The 14546-nt window shown below is 34.3% G+C and carries 15 protein-coding genes; 1 reads left to right on the plus strand and 14 read right to left on the minus strand.

Annotated elements, in window-relative coordinates; translation table 11 throughout:
• Positions 1 to 6: 6 nt before the first annotated feature.
• Positions 7 to 1113 (minus strand): fatty acid desaturase family protein, encoded by a 1107-nt coding sequence (locus tag NDQ75_RS13460; RefSeq protein WP_202029342.1) that lies wholly within the window; start codon positions 1111 to 1113, stop codon positions 7 to 9.
• A 142-nt stretch (positions 1114 to 1255) separates the two neighbouring features.
• Here NDQ75_RS13460 and rsmG point away from each other — a divergent pair, with 142 nt between their 5' ends.
• Positions 1256 to 1894: a 16S rRNA (guanine(527)-N(7))-methyltransferase RsmG gene (gene rsmG / locus NDQ75_RS13465; RefSeq protein WP_202029341.1), complete on the plus strand. Its 639-nt coding sequence runs from the start codon at positions 1256 to 1258 to the stop codon at positions 1892 to 1894.
• A gap of 7 nt (positions 1895 to 1901) precedes the next feature.
• On the opposite strand, the gene NDQ75_RS13470 is transcribed toward rsmG, so the two are convergent.
• The 13 genes from NDQ75_RS13470 to NDQ75_RS13530 form a co-directional block, all read right to left on the minus strand.
• On the minus strand, positions 1902 to 2174 hold the full coding sequence (locus NDQ75_RS13470) for a hypothetical protein (RefSeq protein WP_202029340.1): 273 nt from the start codon (positions 2172 to 2174) through the stop codon (positions 1902 to 1904).
• Between the two features lie 161 nt (positions 2175 to 2335).
• On the minus strand, positions 2336 to 3964 hold the full coding sequence (pruA, locus tag NDQ75_RS13475; RefSeq protein ID WP_202029339.1) for an L-glutamate gamma-semialdehyde dehydrogenase: 1629 nt from the start codon (positions 3962 to 3964) through the stop codon (positions 2336 to 2338).
• 109 nt (positions 3965 to 4073) lie between these two features.
• Positions 4074 to 4460: a Co2+/Mg2+ efflux protein ApaG gene (apaG, locus tag NDQ75_RS13480; RefSeq protein WP_202029338.1), complete on the minus strand. Its 387-nt coding sequence runs from the start codon at positions 4458 to 4460 to the stop codon at positions 4074 to 4076.
• Positions 4461 to 4465: 5 nt separating this feature from the next.
• On the minus strand, positions 4466 to 5551 hold the full coding sequence (locus NDQ75_RS13485) for a DUF3667 domain-containing protein (protein ID WP_202029337.1): 1086 nt from the start codon (positions 5549 to 5551) through the stop codon (positions 4466 to 4468).
• 9 nt (positions 5552 to 5560) lie between these two features.
• Complete coding sequence (locus NDQ75_RS13490; protein ID WP_202029336.1) at positions 5561 to 6817, minus strand: type IX secretion system plug protein; 1257 nt, start codon at positions 6815 to 6817, stop codon at positions 5561 to 5563.
• Positions 6818 to 7170: 353 nt separating this feature from the next.
• On the minus strand, positions 7171 to 7929 hold the full coding sequence (locus NDQ75_RS13495) for an NYN domain-containing protein (RefSeq protein WP_207190466.1): 759 nt from the start codon (positions 7927 to 7929) through the stop codon (positions 7171 to 7173).
• Positions 7930 to 8156: 227 nt separating this feature from the next.
• Entirely contained in the window at positions 8157 to 8672 is a 516-nt protein-coding gene (locus NDQ75_RS13500) for a DinB family protein (protein WP_202029335.1), read from the minus strand.
• A 195-nt stretch (positions 8673 to 8867) separates the two neighbouring features.
• The gene (locus tag NDQ75_RS13505) at positions 8868 to 9446 is read right to left on the minus strand and encodes a hypothetical protein (RefSeq protein WP_202029334.1); all 579 of its coding nucleotides are present in this window, start codon (positions 9444 to 9446) and stop codon (positions 8868 to 8870) included.
• Between the two features lie 430 nt (positions 9447 to 9876).
• Complete coding sequence (locus NDQ75_RS13510) at positions 9877 to 10455, minus strand: hypothetical protein (protein ID WP_202029333.1); 579 nt, start codon at positions 10453 to 10455, stop codon at positions 9877 to 9879.
• Between the two features lie 571 nt (positions 10456 to 11026).
• Positions 11027 to 11518 (minus strand): DUF423 domain-containing protein, encoded by a 492-nt coding sequence (locus NDQ75_RS13515; RefSeq protein ID WP_202029332.1) that lies wholly within the window; start codon positions 11516 to 11518, stop codon positions 11027 to 11029.
• Between the two features lie 155 nt (positions 11519 to 11673).
• Complete coding sequence (locus tag NDQ75_RS13520) at positions 11674 to 12318, minus strand: hypothetical protein (protein ID WP_202029331.1); 645 nt, start codon at positions 12316 to 12318, stop codon at positions 11674 to 11676.
• 496 nt (positions 12319 to 12814) lie between these two features.
• On the minus strand, positions 12815 to 13309 hold the full coding sequence (locus tag NDQ75_RS13525; RefSeq protein WP_202029330.1) for a hypothetical protein: 495 nt from the start codon (positions 13307 to 13309) through the stop codon (positions 12815 to 12817).
• A gap of 480 nt (positions 13310 to 13789) precedes the next feature.
• Complete coding sequence (locus NDQ75_RS13530; protein WP_251762031.1) at positions 13790 to 14410, minus strand: hypothetical protein; 621 nt, start codon at positions 14408 to 14410, stop codon at positions 13790 to 13792.
• Between the last annotated feature and the right edge of the window lie 136 nt (positions 14411 to 14546).

The following is a 14546-nucleotide window of genomic DNA, read 5'->3' on the forward strand; positions in this document are numbered from 1 at the left end:
ATGTGTTTAGTTGTAAACGTATTCGGGCTTTTCTCCCAATGCTTTTAAATGTTTGAAATGCGAAATTATAGCTTTTCTCGTAGTTTCATACTCGTAATACGGTAAATTAAATTCCATCGCAGTTTCTCTAACAATTTTAGCAATTTTTGTGTAATGAATATGACTGATATTCGGGAAAATATGATGTTCAACCTGATGATTTAAGCCACCGGTAAACCAGTTTACAATCTTATTTTTGGTTGAAAAATTGGTAGTGGTAAATAACTGATGAATGGCCCAAGTGTTTTTTACAGTTCCTGTTTGGTCGGGCAATACAGTTGTGGCATCCTCTACAATGTGCGCTAGTTGAAATACCATGCTCAAAATAAGTCCCGCTGTGTAGTGCATTACGAAAAAGCCGATTAAGACTTTCCACCACGCCACGTCTACGAAGAACAATGGAATTACAATCCAAATGGTTATATAGATAAGTTTGGTAATAATTAAAACACTCCATTCTTTCGTAGGGTTTGGGAATTTTCCGTAAGAAAGTTTTCTTTTTAGATACTTTCTCATTTGTTTAAAATCGGTTGTGATTGCCCAATTAATGGTAAGTAGTCCGTAAAGAAAGATGGAATAATAATGCTGAAATTTATGGAATCTTCTCCATTTTGAATGCTCACTAAAACGAATTATTCTTCCGGCATCCAAATCCTCGTCATGACCTGGAATATTAGTGTAAGTGTGATGCAATACGTTATGCTGAACCTTCCAGTTATATACATTTCCTGCTAAAATGTACATACTTCCACCCATAATTTGATTAATCCATTTCTTAGATGAATACGATCCATGATTACCATCGTGCATAACATTCATTCCAACTCCAGCCATACCGATACCGATAACAACGGTGAGAAGTAATTGCAACCATTGATTCATGTTGATGGTTAACAATAAAAAGTAGGGGGTAAGGAAAATGGCAAACATTACCGCCGTTTTTAGATATAGCTTCCAGTTACCTGTTTTTTTGATCTCATTTTCTTTGAAATAATCATTTACCCGCGTATTTAATGTTTTAAAAAACTTTGCTGGGTCTTTTCGGGAAAACCGTATTGTTGTAGTCGTTTTCATAAATGTAAATATTGTAATTCCGGTTGCATAATTGAACTGGAACCGTAAGTGAACAAAAATATAATATAATTAGCTTTTAAACGTGTCAAAAAGTATAAAAGTGCAAGTTTAAATGGCTATTTTTGTTAAAATTTAAAAAAGAATGTCCGTAGCACTTATTCAAAAGTATTTTCCTGATATCACTGAAGTTCAAAAGGAACAGTTTACCCAATTGGAAGAATTGTATAAAGATTGGAATAGCAAAATCAATGTAGTTAGTAGAAAGGATATTGACGAACTTTACACTCGGCACGTTTTGCATTCTCTCGGAATTGCAAAAGTGCAATTATTTCAGCCTGGTTCTTCCATATTGGATGTAGGTACGGGCGGAGGTTTTCCGGGCATCCCGTTGGCCATTTTGTTTCCCGAAACGAGTTTTTATCTTATCGATGCTATTGGTAAAAAGATAAAAGTAGTAAACGAAGTAGTTTCGGCATTAAAACTGAATAATGTTACTGCGGAACAAATTCGCGCCGAGAAAGTTAAACAGCAATTCGATTTTATTGTAAGCCGTGCCGTAACCAACATGCCCGATTTCGTAAAATGGGTAAAAGGAAAGGTGAAAAAACAGTCGGTTCACGAATTAAAAAATGGAATTCTATACTTAAAAGGTGGTGACCTTTCTGAAGAACTATCCGTTTATCAAACGGCACAACTGTTCGATTTGCCCACCTTTTTTGAAGAAGAGTTTTTCGAAACCAAAAAAGTAGTGCATTTGCCGCTGAAATATTCAGGGAAGTAACACAAATTTAAATCTTTAGCATAGAATCGTACGTATACCGCCAACTTTGTAAGAAATGTTGGAGGTAGTCTAGCTTTCTTGCCATAAAACTACGTTTCGTTTTTTTCTTCCGAAGCCGCTTTTCAAATAAATCTATCTTTTTAAGAATTGCACTTTTGTTGCGAGCTACAAACACACGCTCAATTTCTGTTTTCGTAGTGGTTGCTTCATTGGAAGTATCTAAAATAGAGTACTTTATACTTACTATGCATTTGTTTTGTTCACCATTCATCATCATCATTTTTTTGGGTTTATGATGATAATATACAAATAATTTACATTAAATAAACATTTTGGTAACATTAATTTAATATTGAAGTTTTTTTCAGAAGAGAGAAATCAATAAAAAAAGCCTTTGAAACAAAGTATCAAAGGCTATAAAATTTATTATTAAGGAAACGGTTATTCTCCTAAGAATGGATATCTATAATCCGTTGGACTAACGAAAGTTTCTTTAATCAATCTTGGTGATACCCAACGCAATAAGTTTTGTGCAGAACCTGCTTTATCGTTGGTTCCAGAATTTCTAGCACCTCCAAATGGTTGTTGCCCCACTACGGCACCTGTTGGTTTGTCATTAATGTAGAAGTTTCCAGCACAGTTTTGCAATGCTTTGGTTGCTTCATCAATGGTGTAACGGTCGGCAGAAAAAACAGCTCCTGTTAATCCATATTCTGAAGTTCCATCTACTAATTTAAGTGTTTCACTCCATTTTTCATCTTCATAGATGTAAATTGTTACCACTGGCCCAAACAATTCTGTAGTCATTGTTTTGTATTTAGGATCTGTAGTTACAATAACCGTTGGAGTCACAAAATATCCTTTGGATTTATCGTAAGTACCTCCAGCAACAATCTCGGCTTCTTTATCTTCTTTAGCTTGGTCTATGTAACTAGCTAATTTATCAAACGAACCTTCGTGGATAACTGCAGTAATGAAATTCTCCATGTTGTTCGGTGGCCCAATTTTGAATGAATCGATATCTGTTTTTACAAAATCGATGATTTCATTTGCGATAGACTTTGGAAGGTACACCCTTGAAGCGGCACTACATTTCTGACCTTGGAACTCAAAAGCACCTCTGGTAATAGCCGTGGCCACTTGCTTAGGATTAGAGGATGGATGCGCGATGATAAAATCTTTACCACCAGTTTCCCCAACAATTCTAGGATATGTTTTGTAAATATTGATATTGTCACCAATTTTTTTCCATATACCTTTAAATACGTTCGTGGAACCTGTAAAGTGGATTCCTGCAAAATCTGGACTTGCAAGAACGGTATTTGTAATCATTTCTGGATCTCCATAAACAACGTTAATAACACCATCTGGCAATCCAGCTTCCTTAAAGATATCTACTATAACTTTTGCTGAATAAATTTGGCTGTCACTTGGTTTCCATATTACTACATTCCCCATTAAAGCCGCACTACTTGGCAAGTTACCAGCAATAGCGGTAAAGTTGAATGGTGTTACCGCATATACAAATCCTTCTAAAGGTCTGTATTCAACACGGTTCCAAATGCCTTCATCAGATTCTGGTTGATCGTCGTAGATTTTTGACATGTACTCTACGTTGAATTTCAGGAAGTCAATCAATTCACAGGCAGAATCTATTTCAGCTTGGTGAATGTTTTTTGATTGCGCCATCATTGTGGCCGCATTTATTTTATCACGGTAAGGTCCAGCGATAAGGTCTGCCGCTTTTAGGAAAACAGCAGCTCTCTGTTCCCAAGTTAAATTAGCCCATTTTTCACGAGCTTCTAAATTATTGGCAATGGCTTTTTCAACGTGGGATTTTTCAGCTAAATGGTATTCTCCCACTATATGTTGATGATCGTGCGGAGGTGAAAGCGGCTTGGTATTGCCTGTTTTTATTTCCTCGCTACCAATATAAAGTGGAATTTCCACTTTGCTATTGTAAAATTCATCATACTGTTTTAAAACTGTTTCTCTCTCTTTAGATCCAGGAGCATATGTTCTAACCGGCTCATTTACAGCCGTAGGAACATGAAAAAAACCTTTCCCCATATTATTTCAAATTTTTCATTAATAAATACAGTCAAAGGTACTAAATGAAAAAGGGTTTAAAAAGTAAAATGGTGTTAAAGGTTTCCTAGAGAAAATATTATAAAACCTTTTAATTCAGTGCAAAAGGAGCGTGGAACTTAAATGTAGGAATCATTACCCGAAACCTCCTTGTGGAAGTGAAATTTACCATGTTGTAATGTCCGCGCATCGCCCCTATAGGTGAGGTAAGTAAACAACCAGAAGAATAAGTGTGGGATTCGCCAGGTTTTAAAACCGGTTTCTTGCCTATAACCCCTTCACCGTCCACAATTTCAACATCGTTAAGGGAGTCGAATATTTGCCAATGTCTAGAGGTAAGCTGTACGGAATCCTTGCTTTGGTTTTCTATTGTGATTCTATAACCAAAGGCAAAGTGTATTTTGTAGTTTTTAAGGAAAGTACCCTCAAAACTAGTCTTTACAGAGATTTTTATGCCTTTTGTTATTTGAGTAATCATAATATCTAATACGTAAATACGCCTATGGCAATAACCAAAACGGTTGAAACAGTAGCTAAAATAAGGAAAATACAATTAACATAGGTAAATTTAACAATTGTTTTCGCTCTATTTTGTTTGTAAAAACCTCTCATAGACTTATATAGGTAAATGAAAAATGCTAATAAAGCCAGAAAATGTAGGTCTACTTTAAAGATTAATTTAGTAATGAATATAGCGATTAATAGTATGGTAAAGAATGTCTGAGTATGAAAACTAAAAATTAGATGATCAATATAATGGTAGTCTTTTTTAGAATAAACAAGCCATATAAAAATAGAAAACACTGGCAAGAATAGAAATATGATAAAGGGCAGTTTGGAGATTAAACTAGCTATAAATAAATGCGGATTAATATATATGCGGTAAAAATTTAATGCGATGTTAAATGCGATGCGGTGTTCGGTGGTGCGTTCGATTCCTAGCTTTTCAATAGCTTCGTTATAATTTTGATATTTATCTCTTGCAATATCTTCATAAAAATATTCAATCTTATCTTGAAACCGTGTTATTAAAATATCTTCATTTGATTTCTTGAAAAACTCTTGGGGGGAGCCTAATGCTTCGATTTCCTTTGCAGGTTCATATTTTAAAATTAAGGAATCAATAAGTAATTTGTCTTGTGCTGAAATACCAGTTCTTTTGAGTCGAATCAGCGCATTTTCGATGTGGGTGCTATCATTGGCAAACTCTCTTGCTATAGCCGAGTTATCCTTCAAATCGCTGTTGTAAGCTATCATTAAGAAGTAAACAATGGTAACACTTAAAAAAAATCGAAACGGATTGGTGTAGGTGGCTCTTTTTCCGTTTACAAATTCCCTAGTTATTTTACCGGGACGTAAAACAAGTGCTGTAAGTGTTTTCCGTAGTTTAGAATCATAAGAAAACAAACTGGAAAAAAATTCTTCCAGCATGTCAAAAATATTGAGCTTTTTAGTACTGTTTACTTGCCCACAGTTCGGACAGTAAGCATCACTTTTGTCTAATGGAAGCTCGCAATTAAGACATTGGGTGCCTCTGTATTTTTTTGATGTCCTATCGCTTTTATTCATTTAAATCAATTAGTTTGATATACCGACGGAAGAAGCGCTGCCAACGCCAATAACACTATCGTAAATTTCGCCAAATTCCCTGTAGTAAACCAAAATAGTGTAATTGTTTTCGGTTTCCCAATGGCTCCCACTTATAAAATTAAGGTCGATACTACCGTCTTCTTTTACCTTTACAAATTTATAATTGTAAAAGCCTTGCTTCAAAAGAATTGCTGTTTTTAGGGTTTTAGATTTATCATCCAGCTTCAAAAGATTTTCATCTGTAAGCGCGTAGTTGTTAAACTTTCCGTAGACATAAATTTTATCTAGGCCAAGGGTGTTGTTATATTCTAAACTGAACCTGATAAAGGAATAATCCGCCTCCCGATTTGAATTTTGATTTGTGCCATCGATGGTACGAACAAAAAAATCGCCGTTAATGTCAGGGTTGTACGTATAAGGTTGCCCTTTTCTTATTTCGTTGGTGAAAAGATAGTGGTTGTAGCGGTTGGTAAGGTCTACCCTTGCTACACTATTATTGGAGACCCTTATTTCTTTGGTGTCAAACCAAAAATATTCGTTTCCGCCTTCAAAAGAAGTTTGTTCGTTGTATTTATATATAAGCTGTTGACCGGAAATGAATTGAGGTTTAATCCCCGTAATCATTCTATTGAAGTTACTATTTTGTAAAATGGCAATCTTTACTTCCTGTTGCGGATTAACCAATTCATAATCTGGAGAACTAATGACAAATTGAAGTCGTTGGTTTTCGCCAATATCTTTAAAATCTCGTGACGTTTTTGGGGTGATGCCTACGGTAACAGCATCCCTGAAAATCACGAAGCGTCGGGAGAAAATAATTTCCCCAGCATTATCGGTTACCCGCAAAACATAATTTCCAGTTACCCTAAAATTAGTTTGTTGGTTGGGAAGGGTTAATGTGTAGTTGGTGTAAGGCTGAATAGTGGTAAGGGAATTTTCGTAAGTAATAATCCGTTGATTATCCACCCCGTCCAAGTACTGTGATTTTAGCAATTTTGATGGCCTCCAATCGTAATCGCAATGCACGATGCTGTAGTAATAATCTTTTTCATCTGCATACAAATCATCAAAAGTAAGCGTGAATCTTTCGCCTCTTCGCACAATGGGAAATTGATCCCCTTCGTTATCCGACTTAAAAACGACCGATTTGATATTCTGTGGAGGATTTATTTCTTCCTGAACTTGAGCAAAGCCCATGTGCAGGCAGAGAAGGAATAAAAATGAAAACAATTGTTGTTTGTTCATGCACAAAAATTTGGGTTAAAGATAAACAAAATAAAAAGTGGTTGTAGAAATTACATGCTTCTTAGGTTAAGATCCAAAAGCATCTTAGCTGATAACGAACGTTCAGGTTTTATTATGTTAAAAAATCTTTCCATTTGAATATCGAGAAGCGGAGCAAAGCGTACGGAATACTCTAAAGAAATTTTTATTTTACTTCTTATTTGTGCACTTTATTTTGCTGTGAAATTTCTCGGCTCTAGCCTTTATCTAAAATAAAAATTCAACTAAAATTCCGATTGAATAATTATCCAAATTTTTTGACTTCATTATTCCATAAAAGACCAGCTGAAAAGTATTACTCTCCCGAAGGGTAGCTATGATTTTTTAGATCTTGCTGAACGCTTTTCTTTAATTTTAACGAATATCAATTTATGTCTACTTCTCTGGTTTTCTCGCTGTTCAATTTCAAATTTATCAATAGACTTGATAAGTGGAGTGAGTTTTTCAAACCCGTAGTTTCTTGAGTCAAAATTTGGGCGTTTTTTTTGTAATAAACTCCCAACATCTCCTAAAAATGCCCATCCATCTTCATCTGATAAATCTTTTATAGTTGAAGATATTAGATTAATCTCTTTTTCAGTAATCTTATCAATTACAGTTTTATTTGTCTCCTTTGATTCAATTTTATCTTCTGATTGCTGTTTTAAAATTTCTATATAAATGAATTTGTCACAAGCTACAATAAATGGGTTTGGAGTCTTTTTCTCTCCGATTCCTATTACTTGCATTCCTGCTTCTCTGAGCCTTGTAGCTAAACGAGTAAAATCACTATCGCTGGAAACAAGGCAAAACCCATTCACTTTTCCACTATAAAGAATGTCCATGGCGTCAATAATCATGGCAGAGTCGGTAGCGTTTTTCCCCGTGGTGTAACCATACTGTTGTACGGGTGTTATTGCATTTTCCAACAGCAGGTTTTTCCATTTGTTTAGGCCAGGTCTTGTCCAATCTCCGTAAATTCTTTTTATAGTAGGGTTACCATATTTTGTAATTTCCTCCATCATTTCCTTTACATGAGCCGATGGTATATTATCACCGTCAATTAAGACAGCCATTTGTGTGTTTATATTCATTTAATTTTTTAATTGCATATAAGATGATCTTGTTTATGATTTCTTTTGCGTATTAGAGCACTAAAGTTAGCAAATAAATTATAGATAGTAATTCCGGGGATTTTTAGAAGTAGGCGAGTAGAAGCAATTAATTATGGCTATTATTTTGTGTAGTGTTTTAGTTTAAGCTCGTCATGCCAGATTGGTTAATGGCTTGCTTTTTGTTTTCGGCAAGAGAGAATTTTAGTTCAGTTAAATTTTTCTATCAGAGTTATGTTTTCATCATCCGCTGATGGTCCGTAAACTGCTGGAACTGGAATGTCCAGCATCCGCAAATAAACTCCCAGTTGCGCTCGATGATGAATTAAATGATTCAAACAAAATTTTCGTAATACTTCTTTTTTGTTCAATGTAAAAAGTATGTCGTCGCCATATTTCATCGACCAATTTTTACTTAACTCCGCTTCGTCTGCATTTTCAATTGCATTTTTTGCTTCGCTAAACAGTCCGTCAAAGTAATTGAGTAGTTCTTCGGTCGTTTTTATCTCTCTCGGCTCAAAGTCAATGAAGTTTAGATCGCTGTTTTCGAGCACGTTTTTCCACCACGCTATAATTTCTGCCACGTGAATTGCCAATCGCCCGAGTTTTTCAGACTTTTCGTGTGGCTGGAAGTCCACACTTTTAAAATCAACCTTTTCTAAATGTCTTCTTGTTACAGCTCCTTCTTGTTTTAATTCGTTTAAAATGTCTTGTAAAAAACTCATTGACTTTGTTCATTTTTTAAATTCTTAAGCTTTGTCGTTGTTGATTACTTTTCATTGCACACAAAGTGTTTGTGTGTGGCTTGCGACGGTTAAACGGCACCTTACATTCGACTTAGGTAAATTTAGCCAAGGAGCGCATACCTAGGAGATAGCCACTCTTCTGCTATAAGATATATGTCTAGTTGGCAAATAGATTCATTGCTGTGAAGGTGCTGGGTTTTTACCGTATTTATATTCGGTTTTATTAGTCATTAGCCACTCATTACCTTCAACTTTCCATACAATTAGCATTGTTTTTTGGGTCTTATCGTTAACCCAATATTCTGAGCTGTTACCTGGAGAAATTTGATCTACCCAATACGAAACTCTAAAACCCTGATCTGCCAATTTTTTACGCTCTTCTTCTATTTTAGAATTACTTACAGGTGCTGGTCCATCATGGTACTTTTCCCAGACCTTCCTAGAAGCTTCTAAGCCTTGCTCACACTTCGACGTTTCAGGGTTCAGTGACACCTCCGTAATTTCTTTACTTTTCTTTTTAAATTTAATTGTAACACAAATTTTTTCTTTTTCATTATACCAATCCTGTTCTTTTGCGAAGAGACTTGAATGACAAATCTCATAACCAAGATTCTGAAGTTTATCTTGCCCTTCATCAAGATTCATTTTTACAATAGATGAAACTTCTTTTGGAACCTGTGCAGCGATTTTATTACTAACAAAGAATGCTGTTAAAAGTAAGGTGTAGAATACTAGATTTTTTGTACGTTTCATAATATATTTATTTAAGGTTAGTTAATATCGTAAATACATTCTTAATGTTTTCCAATGGTTTGGATATGTGTACGTTGCGGTTGTTTTTTTGAATATAATCAAATTAGTTGAAAGTATTGTTAATGCGAGAATTTTCTGCAAGAAAATCCGTTATAATGAACTATAGCTCTTGTTGGGAATAGTTGTTTTCATTCCGATATTTTTTCAGTTGTGCTTTGTGGTTGAAGCTCGTGTGAGAAATTTTTCCTGAAACGTGCTCAAATCCATTATCCTATTTAACTCCGATTTGTTCCGCCCGAGTAAGTTTCCGCAATTGTAGATAACGTGTTTGGGGTATGGTTAGTTGCATGGGTTAGTTCTTAACTTTGCAAGGATTTTCAGAAGTAGGCGAGAACTAGCCATTAATTATACACGGTTTTGCCAACTGGCTTTATTTCATTATTTCAGTCAGATAAACGATTCCAAAAATCCAACCAACATAGAGTAGAGTATAAGTCAGGGAATAAGCTGCTGAAATTCCGATATCTCCTTTTGTGTCTTTTGATTTATTAAAAACGAATTTTAATGCTCTGAAAAAAATCCAATATAACATTGCTAAAATAATAAAAAGGGAAAACCAAAAAACAGCCTCTAAAACTATTAGTAAAAACACGAATAATATTGACATTCCAATCCAAAGTAAAATGGATAAAATCAATCCGCCAATTCCATCTCCAACTGATGGTAATTCCATTGTAGGTCCAGTTCCGCTATTTGCAATAAAATCTCCACTTTTAAAATTCCGAAATTTTGGAAAATTGTCAATTAGTCCAATTCCGTTATAAAGTCCATAAGTCATAAAAAGAAATAATGCTGTCGCTATAATTTCGAGTGATAAATACAGGTTAGAAGTCAAACTTCGATTGTAATTTATTCCAGTCAGATAGACAGTCAGAATTGTAATTCCAATTACTAATAATGAAACTATGAAAACGGATTTTCCTTTTAAATAATTCTGTTTGATTTTCAATTCAGAGTTTTTTTGGTCAGCTTGTTGGCAACTACTATATAACCGCAACATGCGGTTGTACTTCCTCTTCCCAAATCTACCAAATTATCTGTTTTCTATGCGTTATGAAGAAAGAATACTATCAACTAAATATTAACATTTCGGGTTATGTCCAGCTATTGTTTAGGTGGAAACACGCGTTGTTTAGGTTCCGAGACCCAATTTTTAGGTCTTTTGGTCAAAATTTTGATCGTCACGATTAAAGTTTTAAAGAACTCACCTAAAAATTTAGCCATGGAACCCAAAATTTTAGGTGTCGAGGCTAAAAGTTTAGCTATTTAACCTAAACGTTTAGGTATGGAGGCTAAAACTTCGGGTAACGGACCTAAAAACTTGATTACTTAACCTAAATGGTATGTTTTGCCGGGTGCTGGATGCCGGAGACCGGAGATTGGAAACCGGAAAATCATTTACTTTTTTATTCTTGCCCATAACCGTCAGTTACGGGTTAATATGCGTTAATTTTCGGTTTGACACGGACTTTAGCAATTCCGCGTGGATTCGGACGTAGTCGAATCCGCCGTAATTGCGGTTATACATTGTTGGCAAACGTTTTTTGTACTCCCAAAACTTGAGAAATCAATATTTTATATTCTTGGATATTCTGTTCATATTTTCTTTGGGTTCTAATCCACAAAATAACTCCAATGGCTAATATTAAAGTTCCGATTAAATAGGTGTAGACATTATTGTCTTTTCCAGAAACCACAACAATTAATAAGGACAATCCTAATATCATATCGGCCAATATCACGGCTACCCATAAAAAATGCTGATTAAAAGAAATTTCTACGTTAGACTCATTTTCAATTTTTGTTTTTGATAATTTTCCATTAACGACAAGACTGTTTAAGAAAAATAAGTGCCAAGGATATAGGATTCTTTTCCTGATTTTAAAATTTATGGAATCATTTTTATCACAATCCAAGTTAAATACCAGCCCATTGACAGAGTTCAGAGAAGACTCTATTTTTTCACCAAGTTCTTTTGGATTACTTTTTATTTTAAAATTCCATTTTTTCATAGTATCGGTTTTTAAATGTTTGCCAACGGTTTTGTATAAGATTAGTGGCGTGTTTAAGCACCTAATTTAGCAAATAAACACCAGATAGAAAATCCGAGAGGATTTTCGTAAGTAGGCTAGGACTAGCCATTAATTTTATACGGTGTTGTACAACGTTATTTTATCTTTTTTATAATTCCGAAATCAGTTTTGTCTTCAAAGTTTGCCTTCGATTTATACACATAACTTCCATCGTCAAGAACATCAATAATTTCCACGTCAATTTCCTTTCCAATTAAGTGTTTTAATCGTGGTTCGGTCATTTTTTTATATGTCAAAACATAATGACAATCTGAAATCCATTTTATATAATAAATCTGTTTTCCGTCTTTGAATATCTCTCTTTGAACTTTTCTTTTCCGTTTAATTTTGGTATCTTGATAAAGTACGTGCTTATATGCGTAAATTCCAGTTTTGAATTTTTCACAAGCTTTACATTCCTCTGCGTTTAGACTTTTATTTTCATATTCATTATTTATGAATTCAAAAGTTGAATCGTAGCAATTGTTTTTTAGTTTACTGTCAGAATGATATTGCACTCCGAGAAGATATTGTCGAAGTTGCTCAATATTATATTCATTTCCATATGTAGTTTTGTCCGCAACAATTGTTACTTCGCTAATTTTAGCTTCATCATTCACACAGAAATTCACAGTAACATATTCAACACTTTTTACGTCTTCGACAAAGAATTTTTTCTGCACCTGTCCGAATGTGTTTGAGAAAACTAAAAGTGCTATTAATAATGTTATTTTGTTCAATTTTGAGGTTTTTGTTAATGTTGTACAACGGTTTGGCTATGGTTTCGTTGCGGGAAAGGACGCGAGTCATTTTCCGCTGGGATTAAAGATAGCAAAAAATGCGAGTATTTTCCGCAGGAAAATCCGTAGCAATGAACTATAGCTTTTGTTGGCTTTTAGTTGCGCCCGTTCCGCTTGGAATCAGATTTGATATGAACTCCGTTTTTTCAGAAATCCAATATTTGTTGAGAGTGAACTTTTCCGAAAAGTGAGCAGTCCGTAATCAATTTTCATGAAAAGTGATTTTATCCAATTGTAGAAAAGCTTTTTTGATAGTAAACAGTTCAGATATTTTTCCGCTCTGATTGGTTGCGCAATTAAAGCCAACGGTCTCGGCTATGAGTAGTTGCGTGGGCTAGCACTTAACTTTGCAAGTACGCACCAAACTGAAAATCCGCGAGGATTTTCAGAAGTAGGCGAGAACTAGCAATTACTTATAGCCATTGTTGGCATTTCGTTATTCTTTTAGTTTAAAAGTATTATTAATTACCCTATTTTCATTTCCATAAAAAGTAACATCAATTGAAATGTTCCATTCTGTATCAGATAATCTTTTCCCACTTATAGTTCCTGTAGGCAAAATATCTTTTTCAGGGTCATATTCAAAAAAACAATTGCACCCTTTCCATAAAACAATTTTTGAATTTGTAATTAATTCTTCATTTGTGAAATTAAACTCATTAAGGTTACTGTGAATTTCAAAGCGTATATTTTCAAAATATTCATCGTCTATAATATCAGCTTCTCCTTGTGTAGTATATCTGTATTCGAACACAAGATTATCTCCATCATCAATCTCTCCATACTTTATATAAGTCTCATTATTCGATATGATACTTAAATTTTTATCTTTAAAAAAATGGTAAATATATGAATCAGTATTGTTATCTGATTTTGAACAAGAGATGAAAACTAGGGTTAATACAACAAGAATTAATTTAAAATTTTTCATTTCTTTTCCAGTTTTTAATGAATGCCAACGGTTTGGCTATGGTTTCGTTGCGGGAAAGGACGCGAGTCATTTTCCGCCGGGATTAAAGATAGCAAAAAATGCGAGTATTTTCCGCAGGAAAATCCGCAGCAATGAACTATAGCTTTTGTTGGCTTTTAGTTGCGCCCGTTCCGCTTGGCATCAGGTTTGATATGAAATCCAACATTTTCAGTTGAAAGTGAGCTTATTCGAAAACTAAGAAATCCGTAATCAATTTTAATGGCAAATGATTTTATCCGATTGTAGAAAAGCTTTTTGGAAGGTAAACAGTTCAGACATTTTTCCGCTCTGATTGGTTGCGCGATTAAAGCCAACGTGTTTGTATATGGTTTGTTGCGTGGTTTTAGCAACTAATTTAGCAAATAAAAACCGAATAGAAAATCCGCGAGGATTTTCGTAAGTAGGCAAGAACCAAGCAATAAATTATATACGGTGTTGCCATTAGTTTTTTATTCCGCTTATGAATTTTTTCAATTCTGTTTCGTTCAAATCGTTTTGTTCGTCATCTATTATGTAAAATGTCAAAACGTAATCATTAATTTCCAAGTTCATTATTCGCAAACGAGATAATTTCTCCGAATTGGAACTTTTACTTTTATAAACAAACCAATAATTTTCTGAAATCGAGCCGTTTATACCATTTGTCACAACTCTTATTACGTTTACTCTCCGATTGTTTTTGGATTCCAAAATATATTCCGCCCACATCAATTCATATTTTGTAATGCTCCGAATATTTAAATTTGTATTTCCTTTCAGGTCATTAACATTGAAAAGATAACAAGCAATAATTGGTCGTGCATTTTCTTTGTCAGATAAAGTGAAAATTGGTTCGAAAAGTTCGTTTTTAAATCCTTCTCGGTCTTTTTTACTTAATTCCAAATTTTTCGGGAATTCATAGTCATTTATAAAATTCCGAAAATCTGATTTATCCGCAAGAGTAAATTTGTCCGACAATTCAATTCCGATTCCAATTTGGTCTATTTCAATTCGATTATTTGACACCTTAAGCTTAGGTTCAAAATCATTTTTTCGATTTTTAATTTCTTTCGTAAGGTTCATTTCAAATTAATGGCAACGGTCTCCTTTACTTTGATTTATTAATTTAATAGAAGAAAAGAGGAGAACTAAAACGGTCTTTAAGTTAATGCCTTATTACACGTACTAGTCCTCTTTTCTTCTTAGCTGTTGCATAGAA

It is taken from the genome of Galbibacter mesophilus (genome assembly GCF_023721415.1).
Taxonomy (GTDB): Bacteria; Bacteroidota; Bacteroidia; order Flavobacteriales; family Flavobacteriaceae; genus Galbibacter; species Galbibacter mesophilus.

What these genes read in the sequence shown, in the direction of transcription:
- NDQ75_RS13515 (WP_202029332.1), bottom strand. Translation starts at nt 11,518, where the DNA reads ATGAAAAAATGGAATTTTAAAATAAAAAGTAATCCAAAAGAACTTGGT.
- NDQ75_RS13470 (WP_202029340.1), bottom strand. Translation starts at nt 2,174, where the DNA reads ATGATGATGATGAATGGTGAACAAAACAAATGCATAGTAAGTATAAAG.
- NDQ75_RS13530 (WP_251762031.1), bottom strand. Translation starts at nt 14,410, where the DNA reads ATGAACCTTACGAAAGAAATTAAAAATCGAAAAAATGATTTTGAACCT.
- NDQ75_RS13460 (WP_202029342.1), bottom strand. Translation starts at nt 1,113, where the DNA reads ATGAAAACGACTACAACAATACGGTTTTCCCGAAAAGACCCAGCAAAG.
- apaG (WP_202029338.1), bottom strand. Translation starts at nt 4,460, where the DNA reads ATGATTACTCAAATAACAAAAGGCATAAAAATCTCTGTAAAGACTAGT.
- NDQ75_RS13490 (WP_202029336.1), bottom strand. Translation starts at nt 6,817, where the DNA reads ATGAACAAACAACAATTGTTTTCATTTTTATTCCTTCTCTGCCTGCAC.
- NDQ75_RS13485 (WP_202029337.1), bottom strand. Translation starts at nt 5,551, where the DNA reads ATGAATAAAAGCGATAGGACATCAAAAAAATACAGAGGCACCCAATGT.
- NDQ75_RS13505 (WP_202029334.1), bottom strand. Translation starts at nt 9,446, where the DNA reads ATGAAACGTACAAAAAATCTAGTATTCTACACCTTACTTTTAACAGCA.
- NDQ75_RS13500 (WP_202029335.1), bottom strand. Translation starts at nt 8,672, where the DNA reads ATGAGTTTTTTACAAGACATTTTAAACGAATTAAAACAAGAAGGAGCT.
- NDQ75_RS13495 (WP_207190466.1), bottom strand. Translation starts at nt 7,929, where the DNA reads ATGAATATAAACACACAAATGGCTGTCTTAATTGACGGTGATAATATA.
- NDQ75_RS13525 (WP_202029330.1), bottom strand. Translation starts at nt 13,309, where the DNA reads ATGAAAAATTTTAAATTAATTCTTGTTGTATTAACCCTAGTTTTCATC.
- rsmG (WP_202029341.1), top strand. Translation starts at nt 1,256, where the DNA reads ATGTCCGTAGCACTTATTCAAAAGTATTTTCCTGATATCACTGAAGTT.
- pruA (WP_202029339.1), bottom strand. Translation starts at nt 3,964, where the DNA reads ATGGGGAAAGGTTTTTTTCATGTTCCTACGGCTGTAAATGAGCCGGTT.